Genomic DNA, 18708 nt, shown 5'->3' on the forward strand with positions numbered 1-18708 from the left:
GGTAGGTTTTAGGCGTGTCTTGTTATGGTAATTATTGTAGCTATCGTAACTATTCTAACAAGGGCACATTTGATAAACGGTGTTCAGTCTCATTAAACCAGCTTTGGAGTATTAACCCAGCGGCGATACCATCGACACCATGCTTTTTCCAATCGGTGCCACCACCCGCTTCAAGATGCTCTCGTTTGGCGGCTTGGGTGGATAGGCGTTCGTCTACTACATAACAAGGACAATCAAAACGAGCGCTCATGCGATTGGCAAATTTTCGTGCCCTTAATGCCATTTCACTGATTGAACCGTCCATATTATACGGAATTCCCACTACAAATGCTTGTGCTTGCCACTCGTCTACTAGGCCTTCCAAGATCTGCCAACTTGGGATGCCATCTTGGGCTTTTATGGGTGCCAGCACAACGGGTTGAGTGTGGGGATTACTGGCAAAGGCTACGCCTATGCGTTTACTGCCAAAGTCAAAGCCTAGCAAATTAAGGGGTTTATCCATGGCCAATTTGGTTAGAAATCAGATTGATGTCGATACCAAGTGAGTCAGCTGCAGCTTGGAAGCGATCTTCTGGAGCCATTTTAAACACGATATTCGCGTCAAACGGACAGCATAGCCAGGAATTGTCTGCCAATTCTTGCTCAAGCTGACCAGGTCCCCAGCCAGCATATCCCAGGGCAATCAGGCTATGCTCGGGGCCAGCAGAGTGGGCTATGTCGTTAATGACATCAGAGGAAGTGGTTAGGCATAAGTCCTCTGAAACACGAATGCTAGATTTCCACTGCTTATTTCTTAATGGGGTATGTAGTACAAACCCATGTTCTGGCTGCACTGGACCGCCTGTAAATATGGGTTGTTCTACATCTGTAATATTTGAATCCAAGATATCAAGTTGTGGCAGTATGTCTGTAAAGGCAATGTTGTTAGCTCGATTAATCACTAAACCCATGGCGCCTTTTTCACTATGTTCGCAGATATAAACTAAACTGCGGGTGAAGTTCTCATCTTCCATTCTTGGCATAGAAATCAGCATGAAATGATGCAGACTGTTTTTGCTAGGTTTTTCAGACACTAAGCGCTCCTTGCAGATAATAGTTGGCTAATGTGCTGCATCAGGACAGCGGCAATGTTAGAACCCGTTTGGTCATCAATCTCACGGATGCAGGTAGGACTAGTGACGTTGATTTCAGTGAGACTATCACCAATGACGTCAAGACCTGCAAAATGGATTTCTTTAGCCCTAAGTGTGGGGCCTATTTGTTCGCAGATCCAGCGATCACGATCGGTCAGCAGTCTAGCAACACCAGAACCACCGGCGGCTAAGTTGCCACGTGTCTCACCAGAAGAAGGGATGCGTGCTAATACGTGATCTACGGGGTAGCCGTTAATCATTAAGATGCGCTTGTCGCCATCTTTAATTTCTGGCAAATAACGTTGAGCCATAATTTGTTGTCGACCAAACTCAGTAAGGGTTTCAATAATCACATTAAGGTTAGGTTCGCCCTTACGTGCTCGAAAAATAGAGGCACCACCCATACCATCAAGGGGCTTAAAAATCACATCCTCATGATGAGCATGAAACGCTTTAAGTACCTTAGCATCGCTGGCTACCAGTACCTCTGGGCAGCATTCAGGGAATTGCGTGGCGAATAGCTTCTCGTTGCAGTCGCGCAAGCTTTGGGGCTTGTTGATAATTAAAGCGCCAGCGTCTTCAGCTTGACTCAATAAATAGGTAGTGTGCAAAAACTGTGTATCAAAAGGTGGGTCTTTGCGCATTAAGATGACGTCAAGGTTGCCCAGTGGCAGCACTTGTTGCTGGCCTATTTCGTAAAAATTATTTGGCTCTCGCATCACCCTTAGCTGGGACATCAGTCCTATAGCGACGCCTTGTTCTGCGTACAGGTGCTGTGGCTCCATATAAAACAATTCCCATCCTAAATCTTGTGCGGCCCACAACATGGCTAGGGAGCTGTCTTTCTTGTAGCTGATGTGATGGATTGGGTCCATGACAATGCCAAGGCGTATGGTCATCTGTTCTATGTCTCAGTTAATGGGCGTTAAAGGTCGCCCCAAGTATACTGCAGCAAGGTTAAGGCTGCTAAGGGTGCTGTTTCTGCACGGAGTATACGTGGTCCTAAACTTAATCCAGTATAGCCCTGTGTTTGGGCTTGCTCAACTTCCTGTTGAGTTAATCCACCTTCTGGGCCAATGAGTAAGGCGCAACTAGAGGGTGTTGCTTGTGATGCTAAGGGTTTAGTTTGGTGGGGGTGCAATACTAACTTAGCTTCGGTTCGAGTGTTTTGTGTCCATGACTCCAAAGCTTCTGGCTCGTGGATGCAAGGTACATCGATACGCCCGCTTTGTTCACAGGCGCTAATAGCAATTTGCTGCCAATGGGCAATGCGCTTAGTTTGGCGCTGGTGGTCGAGCTTAACCTCACAGCGGCTGCTAAAAAGAGGAGTGATTTCATTCACTCCAAGCTCAGTGGCTTTTTGAATAACATAGTCCATGCGTTCGCCACGGCACATGACCTGACCTAAGTGGGTATGTAATGGAGAGGTTGGGGGGCCAGCTAGGGGTGCGCTCAAAAACACGCTAACAGCCTTCTTACTAACGCTAGTAATGTGAGCACTTACTTGCTCGCCAAGGTGATTAAAAAGGACTACTTCCTGTTTTTCCTGCATCCGAAGAACCTTGCCTACATAATGGCTGGCTGCTGCTTCAAGAACAATGGTTTGCTCTAATGGTAGCGGCTGCAGGATATGTAGGCGAGGTATGCGCATAGCTTATAAGCCGGCTGCCTTACGCAAAATTTCAGCTTTATCCGTGTATTCCCAAGTAAAGTTTGGGTTGTCACGGCCAAAGTGGCCATAGGCTGCAGTATCAAGGTATATAGGGCGCTTTAAATCTAACATTTCAACCAGACCTCCAGCGTTTAAGTTAAAGTGTTGACGTACTAAAGCTTCAATTTTTGCATCACTTATTTTGCCACTGCCAAAGGTATTAAGGCTAATGGAAGTTGGCTCTGCTACACCAATGGCGTAGGAGATTTGAATTTCACAACGCTCAGCTAAACCGGCGGCAACAATATTCTTAGCCACATAGCGACCCGCGTAGGCCGCACTGCGGTCTACCTTAGAAGGGTCTTTGCCAGAGAATGCACCGCCACCATGGCGAGCCATACCGCCGTAAGTATCAACAATGATTTTACGGCCGGTTAAACCACAATCACCCACTGGGCCACCAATTACAAAATTACCCGTTGGGTTAATGTGGTATTGAGTGTCTTCCGTGAGCCAATGGGCTGGAATGACAGGGCGAATAATATGCTCCATCACGGCAGTGCGAAGGCTCTCTAAATCGATATCGGCGCTATGCTGGGTGGAAACTACTACGGCGTCTATAGATAAAGGTTTGCCATCGCTACCATAACGGAAAGTCAGCTGGCTTTTAGCGTCTGGACGTAACCAAGGCAAGGTGCCGTCTTTACGTACTTTGGCCTGTTGTTGCATTAAACGATGGGCGTAATGAATGGGCGCAGGCATGAGGCTTTCAGTTTCATTACTGGCATAGCCAAACATTAGGCCCTGGTCGCCAGCACCTTGTTCTTTGTTGCTATCAGCGCTTTCATCTACGCCCATAGCAATGTCGGAAGATTGCTTGCCAATGGCGTTTAGAATAGCACATGACGCACCATCAAAACCCATATCAGAAGAGGTGTAGCCGATGTCTGTTATGACTTTGCGCACCAATTCTTCGATATCTACCCAAGAGTTAGTGCGTACTTCACCAGCCACTAAAACCAAGCCAGTTTTAATGAGGGTTTCTACAGCAACACGGGATTCGGGGTCTTTTTCCAGCATGGCATCAAGGATGGCATCAGAAATTTGATCGGCGATTTTATCAGGGTGTCCTTCGGACACTGATTCGGAGGTAAATAGAGTGTATTGGTTCATAACCATGCCTCGTAATTGAATACTAATCGATGCTTTACGGACATCGTTAGCAGTGACTTAATTACCAGCCTAGAACATTGTTCTGGCGAGTGCCTTTGGTTCTGCGTAGGTTGCAAAACCAAACGCATTATAGGCTATTGATATATAGATTGTATAGTTTATTAACACCACTGGTGCGGGTTTGATGTGGCTTAATATGCTTGTTTTTTGGCGCTGGGAACATACCCCCCTAATCTGCTGTCCATAATGCTCTTTTTTTAACGAGGTTTGCAATGGAGCAATAAACACCTATACTTTTCAGAGCTTTATGAGCAACGCTCTAGCAAAAAGATAATTAGAAGTGCCGCTCTCTAATAATTATCATGAGGCCGTGTGGCCCTATGAGTGGATTGGTAGTGGCGATAGAACTGAGTGCATAAGCAGATGGAGAAAATGCAAATCGATAGTTTCAGGCAACAGTTGCTTCAACTGCAGTCAGAACTCATGAATCTAAGCAGCACGTCTGTTGACGCGGCAAAGCCCGTGGAACTGGACCAGGCGACTATTGGCAGGCTCACTAGAATGGACGCCATGCGGGCGCAAAGTATGGCAATTGAAACAAAGGTGCGGCGCCAACATCAACTGTTAAGAGTAGAGGGCGCGTTGCAGCGAATAACCACTGGCGATTATGGTGTATGTCTAACCTGTGGGGAAGAGATGAACATACGCAGATTAGAAGTTGATCCTTCTTACACGCAGTGCATAAAGTGCGCAGATAAATAATTGATGTCGTCACCACCAGCAAACTCAATCCATACCACCTAGCAGTTATACTCGAACTGCCTGATTATTCCGTTGTTGTGTATAGTAATAATAATTTAGCTACAACAGTGGTGGGTGAGCTAGTGAGTTATTTGCAAAGGGGTTTCGCCTGATCATACATTGGGCCTTGGCGCTGTATGTTAAAAGGAAGTGAATAGAATGGCAGATCAAAAAACCATTGCCGCCTATAACGGCCAAGTGGATACTTATCTAAAAATGGTTGGTGAGTTGGACGTAGATCCGATATTGCTGCGTTTTATCGACCGGCTTAAGGTCAGTGACTATGTGCTGGATTTGGGTTGCGGTCCGGCTCTGGCTTCTGCGGTTATGCGTGACAAAGGATTATGTGTGGATCCTGTTGATGCGGCTGAAGCGATGGTGAAGTTGGCCAATGACAAGTTCAATATAGGTGCTCGGCAGGCGCAATTTAGCGATATTGATGCTACTGAGATCTATCATGGAGTGTGGGCCAATTTCAGTTTATTACATGCGCAGCCTCAAGACTTGGCCGCTATATTGTTGGCCTTACATCGTGCATTGAAGCCACAAGGCGTGTTGCACTTAGGTATGAAGCTTGGCCAAGGCTCAAGGCGCGACAAGTATGGTCGTTATTATGCCTACTACTCTCAAGCTGAATTTGAAGCTCATCTCAAGGGCGCAGGCTTTAGCATTGAGCATATAGAATTGGGTGAAGCTTTGGGCATGGCCGGGGATATGGAACCTTGGATCGTGTTGACAGGTGTAGCCAAATAAAGGGCTACATGTGTTGCTGGATTACCTGTAACACGATTACGCATGACCTACCCTTAGAACATGGCCTATCCCAAAGGCGCAAGCGCCCGTTGGAGCTCGGCGTATTGCTCAGGGTTTAAAGGGCGTAGGGGGCGGCGTACATCGCCACCGTCAAAACCGCGCATACGGGCAGCAGCTTTAACGCAAGGGATATAATCATGGGTCCAAATATGCAGCAGGGACGGCAGCATTTTTTGCCATAGGGCTTGGGCTTGAGCGTGTTGGCCAGTAGTTGCTAATTGCCATAGTTGTACAGCTTCATAGGGCATGTAGTTTGCGCCACCCCAGATGCAGCCATGGGCACCTGCCAAAATGGCGTACAGGGTGATGGGGTCGGCACCGTTGAGGACCTTGTGCCCGGCTTGTAAATAGAGCTGGTGTTGGGTTAAATCACCAGAACTGTCTTTAATGTAGGCAAAGTTTGGCAGTTGGCTGAGTCGTTTGTACAAAGGTAACGAAATGCCAATGCCGGTGGCTTGGGGAATGTTATAACCCACGATGTCGATATTTAAGGCGCTATCTAGCGCTGCGTAAAATTCAAATAAACCATCGTCGTCTTGGGGGCCTTCCAGGTAAGGTGGTAGGATCATTAAGGCATCGGCGCCTAAGTCTTGGGCCTTTTTGCTGCGTTCAATGACTTCGTCCATGTTCAGGGCCGAAGTTTGACAAATGATGTTAGCCCGACCAGCAATGCGCGGGCAAGCCAGTTCAAATAAACGATCACATTCGGCCGCCGTCAGATAGGGGTGCTGGCCTGTACCCGAACCCAGTACTAGGCCATGAACGCCGGCGTCTAGATAGGTATCCACCAATTCTACCCAGCGCTGATAATCAATACTGCCATCTGCCTTGTGAGGGGTTTGCATGGCTAAATTAATGCCTTTTAGGTCTGTCATAATGGCCTCCAGAAAGTGTGATAAATTGTGTAGGCTAAATGCTCAGGCCAAGTTTCCGGCCTTCATGAAAGGCAAATGGCGCTTGCCGCGGCGCTACGCAATCGCCAATGGCATGGTAGTGATGGTTCAATTCAGCCAGCGCTAGTTCCAGCTCGTTAAAGGCCATATTAGTGGTGGCCACGACTAAGGCGCTAGAGCTAACTCGAGTACTGGTATGATCCAACATACTGGTAACGGTAGCGCCGTCCCCATGCCACTGGCTGATTACAGACTCCACCATAAATATTGCGCCACCTTGCTTTAGCTTGGCCCTGAGGTCAAGATCGGCGGTGGTGCGAGACAACTCTTTGCCTACATACGCATCCGGTGTAACGATGGTGAGCTGGTGGCCTTTGTCCAGTAGGTACATGGCTGTGCCCAAACCGCGCCAGTTGCCGCCTTCATCCAGTATGATCACCTGTTTGCCAAGAGTCGCCTGCTTACACAGTACTTCTTCTACCGTATATACCTTGTGATCCAGCCCGGGCATGGCTTCTACGTGCCCTAGCCACCGCTGGCGTGCTAAACCGTCGGCTAAGGACCCCGTGGCTAGGATGACCTCATCGGCGCCAACATTGATGACATCTGCCGCATCCATGTACTTGTTGAAATTGACCGTTACAGCTAGCTTGTTTAATTGTGTTTGATACCAGTCCAATAGCTCCAATATCTGGCCTCGGCGTGGGGTTAATCCGGCCAGTCGAAACTGGCCACCAAGTTGTGGTGAAGCTTCGCACAATGTGACCTGATGGCCTCGCTCAGCGGCCACTCGGGCACATTCTAAACCAGCGGGCCCAGCGCCCACGACTAACACTGTCTTTGGTTTGCTGGAGGCCACAAAACGATCGCCACCCCATTGATGTTCGCGCCCAGCCGATGGGTTAACTAGACAAGAAATCCAATAGTCACGGGAGCGTCGCCCCCAACACATCTGATTGCAAGAAATGCAGCCACGAATGTCTTGCTCGCGATTGTCGCGGGCCTTGTTGGCCAAGTGGGGATCGGCAATCTGTCCGCGCACAATGGAGGTTAAGTCGGCGGCGCCACTGGCGATCACATAGTCGGCGTTCTCCGGGGTGCGAATGTGGCTTTCACAGGTAACTAGCGCATGTTGCAGAACTTGTTTAACGGCATTAGAGAGGTTGGTGCCTAGTTTTTCGCCGTGCACAAAGGTTGGCATTAGAACATCGTAGTCAAGATAACCACCAGTGCCGCACGTGACGTAGTGCATGTGTTGGTGTTGATCGTGAATGCGGACAATTTCTAATAGATTCTCTAAGCTTAGGTCATGGCGGGTGCGTTCAGAATGGCTGATAGCCAAACCAATGATGAAGTTGGGCCCACAGGCGTTGCGAATACCTTCCATCAAGAGCTTACTAAAACGCATGCGGTTTTCCAAGCTGCCGCCCCATTCATCGGTGCGCAGGTTAGACCAAGGGGTCCAAAACTGTTCGATGAGTCCGTGGTAATTGGCAAATAACTCTATACCGTCAAAACCAGAGGCCTGGCAACGTTTGGCAGCCTTAATAAAGCCATCAATAGTGTCTTCAATTTGGGCTTGGTTCATGGCATGGCTGCCATCGGAGTCATGGTAGGAGGGCCGGCCCGAAGGTGACCAGTTGGGTTCAAATGATAGGTCTGCATCGCCATGTTGGCCAACATGATAGAGCTGCTGAATCATCACCGTACCGTGAGCTTGGCAGGCTTGAACGATGGCCTTAAAAGGCTCGATGACGGCATCGTCTTGGGCTAAAAAATTACCACGAGTCAACACTGCACATGCATGTACAGGCATGGGTTCAACCACAATCATGGCTGCTCCACCCATAGCGCGCTCTTCGTAATAAGCCCGGTGTTGCTCGCCAGGTAATCCCTGTACAGACATGTTGGCCGTGTGGGCTCCAAACACAATGCGGTTTTTAAGGGTTTTATGACCTAGTTGGATGGGGCTAAAGAGATGCGAACGCTGACTTGATGGCATGGCTAAACTCGAAAAAGCGACTGTTGTATTAATATAGCTTTTGCTAAAGCAGAATAAAACGATATATTTTTATAAAATCATTAAATTATGTCATAACTTCTGGTTTTAGCCATTTTGCAACTCGATATTGAATATGGGTAATGCGGTACCGGGGCATGTTGGTAATTGGTCACGGCTTACTTTAAGGGCCAAGTTTGTCATGTCGCACGCTTCTCTAACTCGCACCCGACCCTTCAAGTGAGAGCGCTATTGGGTGCTATTGCTAGCGAAATATCCCCTGCTGGTTGAGATGAGCTATAAAATGTCGATTATTGCCGCAAGAATGTCTTATGTTGATTGTGTCTGAGGCCTGAGTAAGGGAAAATACACACCGTAAATTTGTTCCCGAATAGTGTATTTAACCTTTTAAAGGAAGCTTTCCATGCCTACCCGTCGCGATTTAGCTAATGCCATCCGAGCCCTTAGTATGGACGCTGTCCAACAGGCTAATTCTGGTCATCCAGGAGCCCCTATGGGAATGGCTGATATCGCTGAAGTGTTATGGAATGACTTTATGAGCCATAACCCGGCTAATCCAGAATGGTTAAACCGTGACCGCTTTGTATTGTCTAACGGTCATGGCTCTATGTTGCTTTACTCATTGTTACACTTGAGTGGCTATGACTTATCCATTGATGATGTGAAAAATTTCCGTCAGCTGCACTCCAAGACAGCTGGCCACCCTGAATATGGCTACGCACCGGGCATTGAAACTACCACTGGTCCTCTAGGGCAGGGCATTACCAACGCCATTGGTATGGCTTTGGCAGAAAAAACCTTGGCTGCTCAGTTTAACCGCCCAGGCCACAATATTATCGATCACCACACCTATACGTTCTTAGGCGATGGGTGTTTGATGGAAGGTGTGTCTCACGAAGCCTGTTCTTTAGCTGGAACCCTAGGCATAGGCAAACTTATTGCCTTTTATGATGACAACGGTATTTCTATTGATGGTGAAGTAGAAGGTTGGTTTACCGACGATACTCCTAAGCGTTTTGAAGCTTATGGTTGGCAGGTTATTCCTGCCATTGATGGCCACGATGCCGACGCTTTGTTTGCTGCCATTGAAGCTGCCAAAGGTAATATCGATCAACCTACCTTAATTTGTTGTAAAACTATCATTGGTTTTGGTTCACCCAACAAAGAAGGCAAAGAAGATTGTCATGGAGCCCCATTAGGTGCTGACGAAATTACCTTAACCCGCAAAGAGCTTGGGTGGACCTATGGTGCGTTTGATATTCCTGCAGACATCTACGAAGAATGGAATGCCTGCGATGCTGGTGATGATGCCGAGCAGATTTGGAATCAGTCTTTTAATGCCTACCATCAGGCTCACCCAGAATTGGCAACTGAATTGTTACGTCGTGTAGCTGGTGATTTGCCAGCAGATTTTGAAGTTCAGGCCCAAACCTACGTTAAGCAGCTACAAGCTGAAGGTTCCAGCATTGCCAGTCGTAAAGCCTCACAAAATACTATTAATGCTTTTGGCCCTTTATTGCCAGAACTATTAGGTGGTTCAGCAGATCTTGCAGGCTCTAACTTGACTAAATGGTCTGGCACTAAAGCCATCAACAAAGACGATGCTAGTGGTAACTACGTATACTATGGTGTGCGTGAATTCGCCATGTCTGCCATGATGAACGGTATGGCATTACACGGTGGGTTTATTCCTTACGGCGCGACTTTTCTAGTGTTTATGGAATACGCGCGTAATGCCGTGCGGATGGCCGCACTGATGCGCCAGCGTGTGTTGTTTGTTTATACCCATGATTCCATTGGGTTGGGTGAAGATGGCCCAACGCACCAGCCTGTCGAACAAATTGCCAACCTACGTTTAACCCCTCACTTAGATACATGGCGCCCATGTGACACGGTTGAATCTGCAGTGGCTTGGAAGACGTCTCTACAACGTACAGATGGCCCTTCAGCCTTGATTTTCTCGCGCCAAAATTTGCCACACCAGCAACGTAATGAAGCCCAGTTGGCCAATGTAGCTCGTGGAGGTTACATTTTACAAGACTGTGACGGCACCCCAGAAGCTATCATTATTGCGACGGGTTCCGAAGTGGGTATCGCCCAACAAGCCACAGATGTCCTTACTACTCAAGGCCACAAAGTGCGTTTAGTTTCTTTGCCATGTACCGAATTGTTTGAGCGCCAAGATGCAACCTATCAGGCACAGGTTTTACCTTCCTCCGTTACCGCCCGCGTTGCCGTTGAAGCAGCCCATGCGGATTACTGGTACAAGTATGTGGGTTTAGCTGGCAAAGTGATTGGTATGACAGATTTTGGTGCGTCTGCACCTGCTAATGAATTGTTTGAGATATATGGTTTCACAGTAGACAAGATTACTGCCACCGTAACTGAACTGTTGTAACGAGTTCATTATCATGCATAAAACCAAACGCATTGCGATTAATGGTTATGGTCGCATTGGTCGTGCAGTGCTGCGCGCCATTGTAGAACGCGACCTGCAGCATCAATTGCAAATAGTAGCTATTAATGACTTAGGTATTGCCGAATCCGTGGTTTATGAAACACGTTATGATTCGGTGCATGGTGCTTTTCCTGCTACGGTAGAAGCCACTGACCGAGGCATGCAGGTTGTTTCGGGCGATGCCGTCAATGATATTGACTTGCTACAAGTTGGCGATGCAACGGCTCTGCCTTGGGGTGATTTAGGCATTGATCTAGTGTTGGAATGTTCTGGTAAGATGAGCGACCGTAAGCTTTCTGAACAGCACTTAATGTCTGGTGCCAGCAAAGTATTGATTGGTGCCGCAGCTGGCACCGATGTGGATCTTACGGTGGTTTATGGCATTAACCATGATCAGATTAAACCGTGGCATCGGATCGTTTCCAATGCCTCTTGCACCACCAATTGTATGGCACCGGTACTCAAACCATTAAATGATTCCATAGGTATTGAAGATGGCCTAATGACCACCATTCACGCTTATACTAACGGTCAGGTACTCACGGACACAGTGATCGATAAGGCCGATCTACGGCGCGGTCGTTCAGCAACCCAATCCATGATACCCACCTCTACCCATGCCACTGAAGCCTTGGGCTGGGTATTGCCAGAATTGGCAGATAAAATTACCGGTATCTCCATGCGTGTGCCTACTATCAATGTCTCTGTAGTGGATTTAGTATTCCGTCCCAGCCGCGATGTGACAGTGGCTGAAGTAAATCAAATTATAGCGGATGCTGTGGCCAATGATAGCCATGATGTACTGGGTTACAACCAACAACCCTTGGTGTCTGTCGATTTTAATCACTGCTCAAAATCGGCTACCTTTGACGCCACTCAAACTATGAAAATGGGCCAACTCATTAAAATTTTAGCTTGGTACGATAACGAATGGGGCTACGCCAATAGAATGATTGACGTAGCCTTGGCAATGTTAAAGACAGACATATTAACTCCTCAGGAAAACCCATGACCATCATTAAAATGACCGATTTAGATTTGCGTGGCCTACGGGTGTTGATCCGTGAAGACCTTAATGTGCCTATTAAAGATGGCGTGGTGAGTAGTGACGCACGTTTAAGAGCCGCTCTGCCTAGCATTAAAATGGCCTTGCACTTAGGCGCAAAACTGATGGTGACGTCTCACCTAGGGCGCCCTAAAGAGGGTGTTTATGATGAGCAGTTTTCTTTAGCGCCAGTGGCAAACTACCTAGCGGCAAAATTACAATGTAATGTACGGTTGCAAAAAGAGTGGTTAAGTGGGGTGGACATTGCTGACGGTGAATTGGTGATTTTGGAAAACTGTCGTTTTAACACTGGTGAAAAAGCCAATGATGATGCCTTGGCAAAAAAAATGGCAGCTTTGTGTGACGTATATGTAAACGATGCTTTTGGCACTGCCCACCGTGCACAGGCTAGTACCCATGGCATTGCCAAATTTGTAAAAACAGCCTGTGCTGGTCCTTTGTTAGTAGCGGAACTAGATGCCTTAGGCAAAGCCTTGGATAACCCTAAACGACCATTGGTGGCCATCGTTGGCGGCTCTAAAGTGTCTACTAAGCTCACTGTGTTGGAGACCTTATCTGATAAAGTAGATCAGCTGATCGTCGGTGGTGGTATAGCCAATACGTTCTTGGCAGCAGCTGGGTTTCCCGTGGGTAAGTCTCTATACGAGGCTAATTTAGTAGCTAACGCAAAAGCACTGATGGAAAAAACCTCCATCCCCTTACCTACAGATGTAGTGACCGCAAAAGAGTTTAGCGAAACTGCTGTGGCAACTACTCAAAGTGCGGCAGATGTTATGGCAGACGATATGATTATGGATGTGGGCCCAGAAACCGCTCACCACCTTGCCAGTATCCTTAAAGATGCAGGTACGATTATTTGGAACGGGCCGTTGGGGGTGTTTGAGTTTGATCAGTTTGGTGGGGGTACCGAAATTTTGTCTCACGCCATTGCCGCATCTTCTGCGTTTTCTATCGCCGGTGGTGGTGATACACTGGCTGCCGTAGACAAATACGAGATTGCTGATCAAGTGTCTTATATTTCCACAGGTGGCGGCGCATTCCTTGAATTTGTAGAAGGCAAAGAATTGCCTGCAGTGGCCATTTTAGAACAACGTGGTCTGTAATTAGAAGTTAACTTACCCTATCTTAGATAGAATGGAGAACACCCATGGCTTTAGTCAGCATGCGTCAACTGTTGGATCACGCCGCAGAACACAGTTACGGTATTCCAGCTTACAATGTGAATAACCTTGAGCAAATGCGTGCCATTATGCAGGCGGCCGATGCAACTGATAGCCCTGTTATTGTGCAAGCTTCTGCTGGAGCCCGTAAGTATGCTGGCTCAAACTTTTTAAAACATATGATTTTAGCAGCCATTGAAGAATTTCCTCATATTCCTGTGTGTATGCATTTAGACCATGGTAATTCTGCCACTACTTGTCAGCGGGCCATTGCTATGGGTTTCTCTTCAGTAATGATGGATGGCTCTTTAGGGGAAGATTCCAAAACACCAACCAATTATGACTATAATGTAGAAGTTACCAAGCGTGCGGTAGAAATGGCCCATGCATGTGGTGTTTCTGTAGAAGGTGAGCTGGGTTGTTTAGGTTCTTTAGAAACAGGCGAGGCAGGTGAAGAAGATGGTGTTGGTGCAGCGGGTAAATTAACTTTAGAACAAATGTTAACAGACCCAGATGAAGCCGAAGATTTTGTAGCCAAAACCAAAGTAGATGCCTTGGCTATTGCATGTGGTACCAGCCACGGTGCCTACAAGTTTACACGCCCCCCAACAGGCGATATTTTAGCCATAGACCGTATTCGTGAAATTCATAGTAAGATTCCAAACACCCATCTGGTGATGCATGGCTCTTCTTCTGTGCCTCAGGATTGGTTAGCTGTTATTAATGAATTCGGTGGCGCTATTCCAGAGACTTATGGTGTTCCTGTAGAGCAGATCGTAGAAGGTATTAAGCACGGTGTGCGTAAAGTGAACATCGATACGGATTTACGTTTGGCCTCTACCGGCGCAGTACGTCGTTTCTTGGCCGAAAATCCAAGCGAGTTTGACCCACGAAAATTTCTTACGGTTACAATGAATGCGATGCAGACCTTGTGCCAGTCTCGTTATGAGTCCTTTGGTGCGGCGGGTAATGCCAGTAAAATTCGCCCTGTTGGCCTAGAAGCTATGGCAGATATGTATGGACTTTAGCTATTTAAACCTCAGGCAAAATCTTTATAACAGCAAGGTAAAACGAATGTTATCGATGAGCCTTGCTTTGCCTAAATAAACGGCGGCTATAATCACCAGTTCATTGTCATCAATGTTTGCAGGTTGCAAGTCGCTTTGGCGACAAATTTTGAAGTAGTCACGCTTGAAGCCAGCAGATTCTAGCTGGCATTGTGCCTGCTCTTCTAATTTTAATAGTTCAGTTTCACCCGATTCAAGGGCCACTCGGCAGGCTATTAAGCAACCATATAGTTGTGCTGCTTGCCTTAATTCCTTCTCACTTAGGTAACCATTTCGTGAGCTTAACGCTAGACCACTTTCTGCACGCGCAATAGGCGCGCCGATGATTTTTACCGGTAGGCAAAGGTCATTGGTCAGTTGTTTAATCACCAAGAACTGTTGGTAATCCTTGAGTCCAAAAATAGCCAAATCAGGCTGAACAATCCCAAATAATTTACTCACTACCGTAGCTACACCAGTGAAGTGCCCTGGTCGGCTAGCGCCACATAAAAGCTGATCCAGGTGAGGCACTTTCACCACAGTCGAACTAACGTTAGTAGTGGGGTACATTTCATCTACAGTGGGCGCGAATAACACATGGCAGCCGCGGCTCATTAGTTTTTCTTGGTCCCCCATAAACGTGCGTGGGTAACCGTTAAAATCTTCCCCAGGACCAAACTGCAGTGGGTTGACAAAAATGCTCGCAACAACTAAATCGGCTTCTTCTAAAGCTCGGTCAATGAGCTGTAAATGGCCTTCATGGAGATTGCCCATAGTAGGTACAAAAGCGATGATCTTATGATCTAGTTTGGCTTGCCAAAGGTGGTTGCGAAGCTGGTTGATGCTGTCGATGGTATACATAGTTTTGGTGTCGCAGGTTTAGCTAAAGCAATGTTCTGGCGCAGGAAAAAGGCCGGATTTTACTTCTGAAACGTAGGCTTCTAATGCTTTTAGGACGTCACCTTCTTGTTGTAAGAAGTTTTTCACAAAACGAGCAGGCTTGTTGGGTGTAATGCCTAACATGTCATAAATGACAAGGACTTGTGCATCGGTGTCTGGCCCTGCTCCAATGCCTATAACAGGCACAGAAACAGCTTGAGTAATGGCCTTTCCTAAGCTGCTTGGTACACATTCTAATAAAATCATACTGGCCCCCGCAGCTTCTAATTTTACGGCTTCATTCAGTAGGCTAGCAGCATGCTCCGGGGTTTTTCCTTGCACTCGATAGCCACCAAGTTTATTTACAGCTTGAGGCGTGAGTCCTAGGTGGGCACATACGGGGATACCTTGTTCAAAGAGTTTATGGATAGTGTCTTTGAGCCAAAGCCCACCCTCTAATTTAACGATTTGGGCCCCTGCCTGCATTAAGTCTGTAGCGTTGGTCATGGCTTGTTCGATGGTACGGTAACTCATAAATGGCATGTCGGTCATTATCAGGGCTTCGCTATTACCCGCCTCTACACAACGAGTGTGATACACCATTTGCTCCATGGTCACAGGGAGCGTGGAGTCGTGGCCTTGTAATACCATGCCTAACGAGTCACCTACCAAGATGATATCGACTCCGGCTTGATTCGCTCGCTGGGTAAAGCTGGCATCGTAGCTGGTAATGCAAGTTGCTTTTTCACCGGCTTTTTTCAGGCAAGTTAGGCTGTGCAACGTGGTTTTGGACATGGGGCATTACCTCCGAATAGTTGAGTAAGGCACGGGTAGTGAGTTAGGTGTCAATGCAGATCAAACCATCTATTGGGCATTGCTGCAAGAGTTCTTGTAACTGAGTGCCGCTAGGTAGGACCAACTCTGGACATAGCTCGAGTAACGGGCCAACAACAAAATCACGCCTACTTAATTGAGCGTGAGGCACAGTTAAACGTGGGTGTTGAATACTTTGTTCACCGAATAACAATAGGTCTAAGTCAAGGGTGCGGGGTCCCCAGTGGCGTTCACGTACACGTTGATGCTGTTGCTCTATGGTTTGCAACTCGTCCAGCAGGGACAGAGGCTCAAGCTCAGTTATAATCAAGGCCACAGCATTGACAAAATTATCTTGGTCTTGAGGGCCAACGGGTTTACTCAAGTATAGTTTAGACGCTAACAGTAATTGGCTTTGTGGCAGTTGCTTTAGGTCCTCTAAAGCCTGTTTAACGTGGCCTATGGGATTGTCCAGATTACTGCCTAAACCAATGTATGCGTTAACCATCTGCGCTCTCGTTTGGTTTTTTTGGTGCACGTTTTTTTGGTGCAGCTTTGCCTAGTTCTTTAGTCATTTGTTCGCGTCTCTCACCGCTGGCAAACTGGTACTCCGTCCACCATTCACCTAGGTTCTCTAGATCTTCACCACTAGCTTCGCGCAATAATATAAAATCATAAGCAGCCCTAAAACGCTTATTATCTACCAGTTCTGCTGCTCGATTGCCGTGGCGTCGTGGCAGTCTTAGCTGCATATCCCAAATTTCCTTCATGGGGGTGCTAAACCGTCGTGGAATGGAGGTGCGTTTAACCTGTTGTAAAATTACATCTTGCGCTGCTTGGTGCATTGCAGGAATCGGTGGCATGTTGCGAATTTGAGCCAGCCTTTGCTGGAGAGGGTGCCATAACAATGCGGCCAACAAATAGGCTGGCGTTACACTCTTTCCTTGAGCGATACGTTCGTCTGAATTGCGCAGGGCTAAAACAACAAAATCTTCAACTTGGAAGTCTTCCGTTTCGTCGTTCTCAATGGCAGCGTCAGTGGCAGGAAATAAGAACTTAAATAAATCATAATCGCGCAACAGATAATAGGTCTGTTCGCCATTGCCAGATAACAACAACTTTAATATTTCTTCAAACATACGGGCTGCTGGAATAGGTTCCAACAAGTGGCCTAAGGTATGAATTGGCTCCGCTGTGTCTGGATCGATTTCAAAGTCCAATTTAGCAGCAAAACGAATGGCTCTAAGCATACGCACGGGGTCTTCTCTGTACCGAGCTTGAGGTTCACCAATCATGCGGATACTACGTTTTTCTATGTCTTCAATGCCGCCAGCAAAGTCATGGATGGTGAAGCCATTAATGTTGTAATACATGGCGTTGATAGTGAAATCTCGACGCATGGCGTCGTCATCTACGGTGCCATAAACATTGTCACGCAATAACATACCATTTTCGGCTTGCTTGGCTTGGTTGCTATTTTCGCTGGTGTGATGGCTGGCTCTAAAGGTAGCCACTTCAATGATTTCACGGCCAAAGCGCACATGCACTAGGCGAAAGCGACGGCCAATAAGAATGGAGTTCCTAAACAGCTTATGCACTTGTTCCGGGTGTGCATCAGTAGCAATATCGAAATCTTTTGGTTGCTTGCCCAAGAGAATGTCGCGCACACCTCCGCCTACCAGAAACCCTTGGTAGCCCGCATCCTTTAGTCGATAAAGCACCTTTAGGGCATTGTCACTAATGTCGCGGCGAGAGATATCATGGTGATCGCGGGTGATGACGTTGGGACCGGTTGGCGCTGCTGCTGCTGGCTGGTCACCTTTGACCATGTTAACCAGCTTAGAAATAAAACCCATAGAAGTCGTCGACTCAGTTCGGTGGAAAATCAAAAAACAAATGTAGCGCGCATTCTACCATTGCCTTGCTAGCTAGACAAAGGCAATAGGGTCCTGCATACGCTTGGGCACGTTGTTGATATCCCATTGCGTCACTGCCCAAGCTAATTGTTCTTCAACAGGGGCTTGGCGAAAGTTGCATGGAGCGGCTTGGCCTAAGCGTTCTAGGGCCTCAGACAATAAAGCGGGTGCCTGGGTTATATCTAATGGCCTCGCTAAATGTTGTTTGCTGAGCTTTTGTCCTTGGTTGTTGGTAACGATAGGAAGGTGTCCATAAATGGGTTGTTTGTAGCTTAGGCAGGTTTGTAACCAAACTTGCCGAGGTGTTTGATGGTAAAGGTCACTGCCACGAATAATATGACTTATGTTTTGCTCAGCATCATCTACAACTACAGCCAGCTGATAGGAAAACAGTTGGTCTTTTCGTTGCACCACAAAATTGCCCACTTCATGGGCTAGATTTTGGCTTTGGGGGCCAATGATAACATCGTCTACGGTAATTATTTGGTGGGGTAGTGCAATACGTATTGCTACATCTTTTTGGGATGGCGGGTGGGTTAAACAGTGACAGGTGTAAAGAGGGTTAGTGCGAAATTGCGCGCGGCTGCAGCTGCAGGTATAAATTTGGCCATCCTGTCGAAGTAGTTCTAGGGCTTCACAGTAGGCTTGTTGGCGTTGGCTCTGAAGCATAGGTTCGCCATCCCAATGTAAGCCAAAGGTGTCTAGGCCGGAGAGAATGGCATCAATGGAACCAGGGACAGTGCGGGGTGGGTCTAAATCTTCTATGCGGACTAGCCAGCGACCTTTGTTAGCACGGGCATCTAAGTAACTTGCAACGGCAGCGACTAAAGAACCAAAATGTAAAGGGCCGCTCGGTGTTGGAGCAAAGCGGCCTACATAGCTCATG

General features: G+C 47.3%; 18 protein-coding genes. 6 read left to right on the forward strand and 12 right to left on the reverse strand.

Translation table 11 applies throughout. The features are described 5' to 3' along the window. Window positions 1-49: 49 nt before the first annotated feature. The 5 genes from ruvX to metK are packed head-to-tail and all read right to left on the reverse strand — an operon-like array spanning window position 50 to window position 3957. Window positions 50-502: a Holliday junction resolvase RuvX gene (gene ruvX, locus ABXT70_RS01415; protein ID WP_443641403.1), complete on the reverse strand. Its 453-nt coding sequence runs from the start codon at window positions 500-502 to the stop codon at window positions 50-52. Beyond that, window positions 495-1073: a YqgE/AlgH family protein gene (locus ABXT70_RS01420; RefSeq protein ID WP_443641404.1), complete on the reverse strand. Its 579-nt coding sequence runs from the start codon at window positions 1071-1073 to the stop codon at window positions 495-497. Before ABXT70_RS01420 ends, ruvX begins: the two co-directional genes overlap by 8 nt. Continuing rightward, entirely contained in the window at window positions 1073-2032 is a 960-nt protein-coding gene (gene gshB / locus ABXT70_RS01425; RefSeq protein WP_443641405.1) for a glutathione synthase, read from the reverse strand. The genes ABXT70_RS01420 and gshB overlap by 1 nt, the downstream gene beginning before the upstream one ends. A 26-nt stretch (window positions 2033-2058) precedes the next feature. After that, complete coding sequence (locus ABXT70_RS01430) at window positions 2059-2784, reverse strand: 16S rRNA (uracil(1498)-N(3))-methyltransferase (protein WP_443641406.1); 726 nt, start codon at window positions 2782-2784, stop codon at window positions 2059-2061. Between the two features lie 3 nt (window positions 2785-2787). Beyond that, entirely contained in the window at window positions 2788-3957 is a 1170-nt protein-coding gene (gene metK / locus ABXT70_RS01435; RefSeq protein ID WP_443641407.1) for a methionine adenosyltransferase, read from the reverse strand. Window positions 3958-4389: 432 nt separating this feature from the next. Here metK and ABXT70_RS01440 point away from each other — a divergent pair, with 432 nt between their 5' ends. Then, the gene (locus tag ABXT70_RS01440; RefSeq protein WP_443641408.1) at window positions 4390-4719 is read left to right on the forward strand and encodes a TraR/DksA family transcriptional regulator; all 330 of its coding nucleotides are present in this window, start codon (window positions 4390-4392) and stop codon (window positions 4717-4719) included. 198 nt (window positions 4720-4917) lie between these two features. Next, entirely contained in the window at window positions 4918-5511 is a 594-nt protein-coding gene (locus ABXT70_RS01445; protein ID WP_443641409.1) for a class I SAM-dependent DNA methyltransferase, read from the forward strand. A gap of 65 nt (window positions 5512-5576) precedes the next feature. On the opposite strand, the gene ABXT70_RS01450 is transcribed toward ABXT70_RS01445, so the two are convergent. Continuing rightward, a complete protein-coding gene (locus ABXT70_RS01450; protein ID WP_443641410.1) occupies window positions 5577-6446 on the reverse strand; it encodes a dihydrodipicolinate synthase family protein in 870 nt (289 codons plus the stop codon). A gap of 34 nt (window positions 6447-6480) precedes the next feature. Continuing rightward, window positions 6481-8466, reverse strand: coding sequence for an oxidoreductase (locus tag ABXT70_RS01455; protein ID WP_443641411.1), 1986 nt, complete (start codon window positions 8464-8466; stop codon window positions 6481-6483). Window positions 8467-8887: 421 nt separating this feature from the next. On the opposite strand from ABXT70_RS01455, the gene tkt reads away from it, so the two are divergent. Genes tkt through fba form a run of 4 tightly spaced genes read left to right on the forward strand, consistent with a single transcriptional unit; the run spans window position 8888 to window position 14196 of the window. Next, the gene (gene tkt, locus ABXT70_RS01460) at window positions 8888-10882 is read left to right on the forward strand and encodes a transketolase (RefSeq protein WP_443641412.1); all 1995 of its coding nucleotides are present in this window, start codon (window positions 8888-8890) and stop codon (window positions 10880-10882) included. Between the two features lie 13 nt (window positions 10883-10895). Beyond that, the gene (gene gap, locus ABXT70_RS01465; protein WP_443641413.1) at window positions 10896-11954 is read left to right on the forward strand and encodes a type I glyceraldehyde-3-phosphate dehydrogenase; all 1059 of its coding nucleotides are present in this window, start codon (window positions 10896-10898) and stop codon (window positions 11952-11954) included. Then, on the forward strand, window positions 11951-13111 hold the full coding sequence (locus tag ABXT70_RS01470; RefSeq protein WP_443641414.1) for a phosphoglycerate kinase: 1161 nt from the start codon (window positions 11951-11953) through the stop codon (window positions 13109-13111). Before gap ends, ABXT70_RS01470 begins: the two co-directional genes overlap by 4 nt. Before the next feature lie 44 nt (window positions 13112-13155). Beyond that, the gene (gene fba, locus ABXT70_RS01475) at window positions 13156-14196 is read left to right on the forward strand and encodes a class II fructose-bisphosphate aldolase (protein WP_443641415.1); all 1041 of its coding nucleotides are present in this window, start codon (window positions 13156-13158) and stop codon (window positions 14194-14196) included. 24 nt (window positions 14197-14220) lie between these two features. Here fba and panC read toward each other — a convergent pair whose 3' ends face one another. The 5 genes from panC to gluQRS all read right to left on the reverse strand — a co-directional run bounded on the left by panC (window position 14221) and on the right by gluQRS (window position 18707). Continuing rightward, complete coding sequence (gene panC, locus ABXT70_RS01480) at window positions 14221-15075, reverse strand: pantoate--beta-alanine ligase (protein WP_443641416.1); 855 nt, start codon at window positions 15073-15075, stop codon at window positions 14221-14223. Window positions 15076-15093: 18 nt separating this feature from the next. Beyond that, window positions 15094-15888 carry a 3-methyl-2-oxobutanoate hydroxymethyltransferase gene (panB, locus tag ABXT70_RS01485; protein WP_443641417.1) on the reverse strand — a complete coding sequence of 265 codons (795 nt, stop codon included), beginning with the start codon at window positions 15886-15888 and terminating at the stop codon, window positions 15094-15096. Between the two features lie 43 nt (window positions 15889-15931). Continuing rightward, complete coding sequence (folK, locus tag ABXT70_RS01490; RefSeq protein WP_443641418.1) at window positions 15932-16414, reverse strand: 2-amino-4-hydroxy-6-hydroxymethyldihydropteridine diphosphokinase; 483 nt, start codon at window positions 16412-16414, stop codon at window positions 15932-15934. Beyond that, window positions 16407-17762 (reverse strand): polynucleotide adenylyltransferase PcnB, encoded by a 1356-nt coding sequence (gene pcnB, locus ABXT70_RS01495; protein WP_443641419.1) that lies wholly within the window; start codon window positions 17760-17762, stop codon window positions 16407-16409. Before pcnB ends, folK begins: the two co-directional genes overlap by 8 nt. Window positions 17763-17834: 72 nt before the next feature. Continuing rightward, on the reverse strand, window positions 17835-18707 hold the full coding sequence (gene gluQRS / locus ABXT70_RS01500; protein ID WP_443641420.1) for a tRNA glutamyl-Q(34) synthetase GluQRS: 873 nt from the start codon (window positions 18705-18707) through the stop codon (window positions 17835-17837). Window position 18708 lies beyond the last annotated feature (1 nt).

This window comes from Candidatus Njordibacter sp. Uisw_039 (genome assembly GCF_047730075.1).
Lineage (GTDB): Bacteria > Pseudomonadota > Gammaproteobacteria > Pseudomonadales > Balneatricaceae > Njordibacter.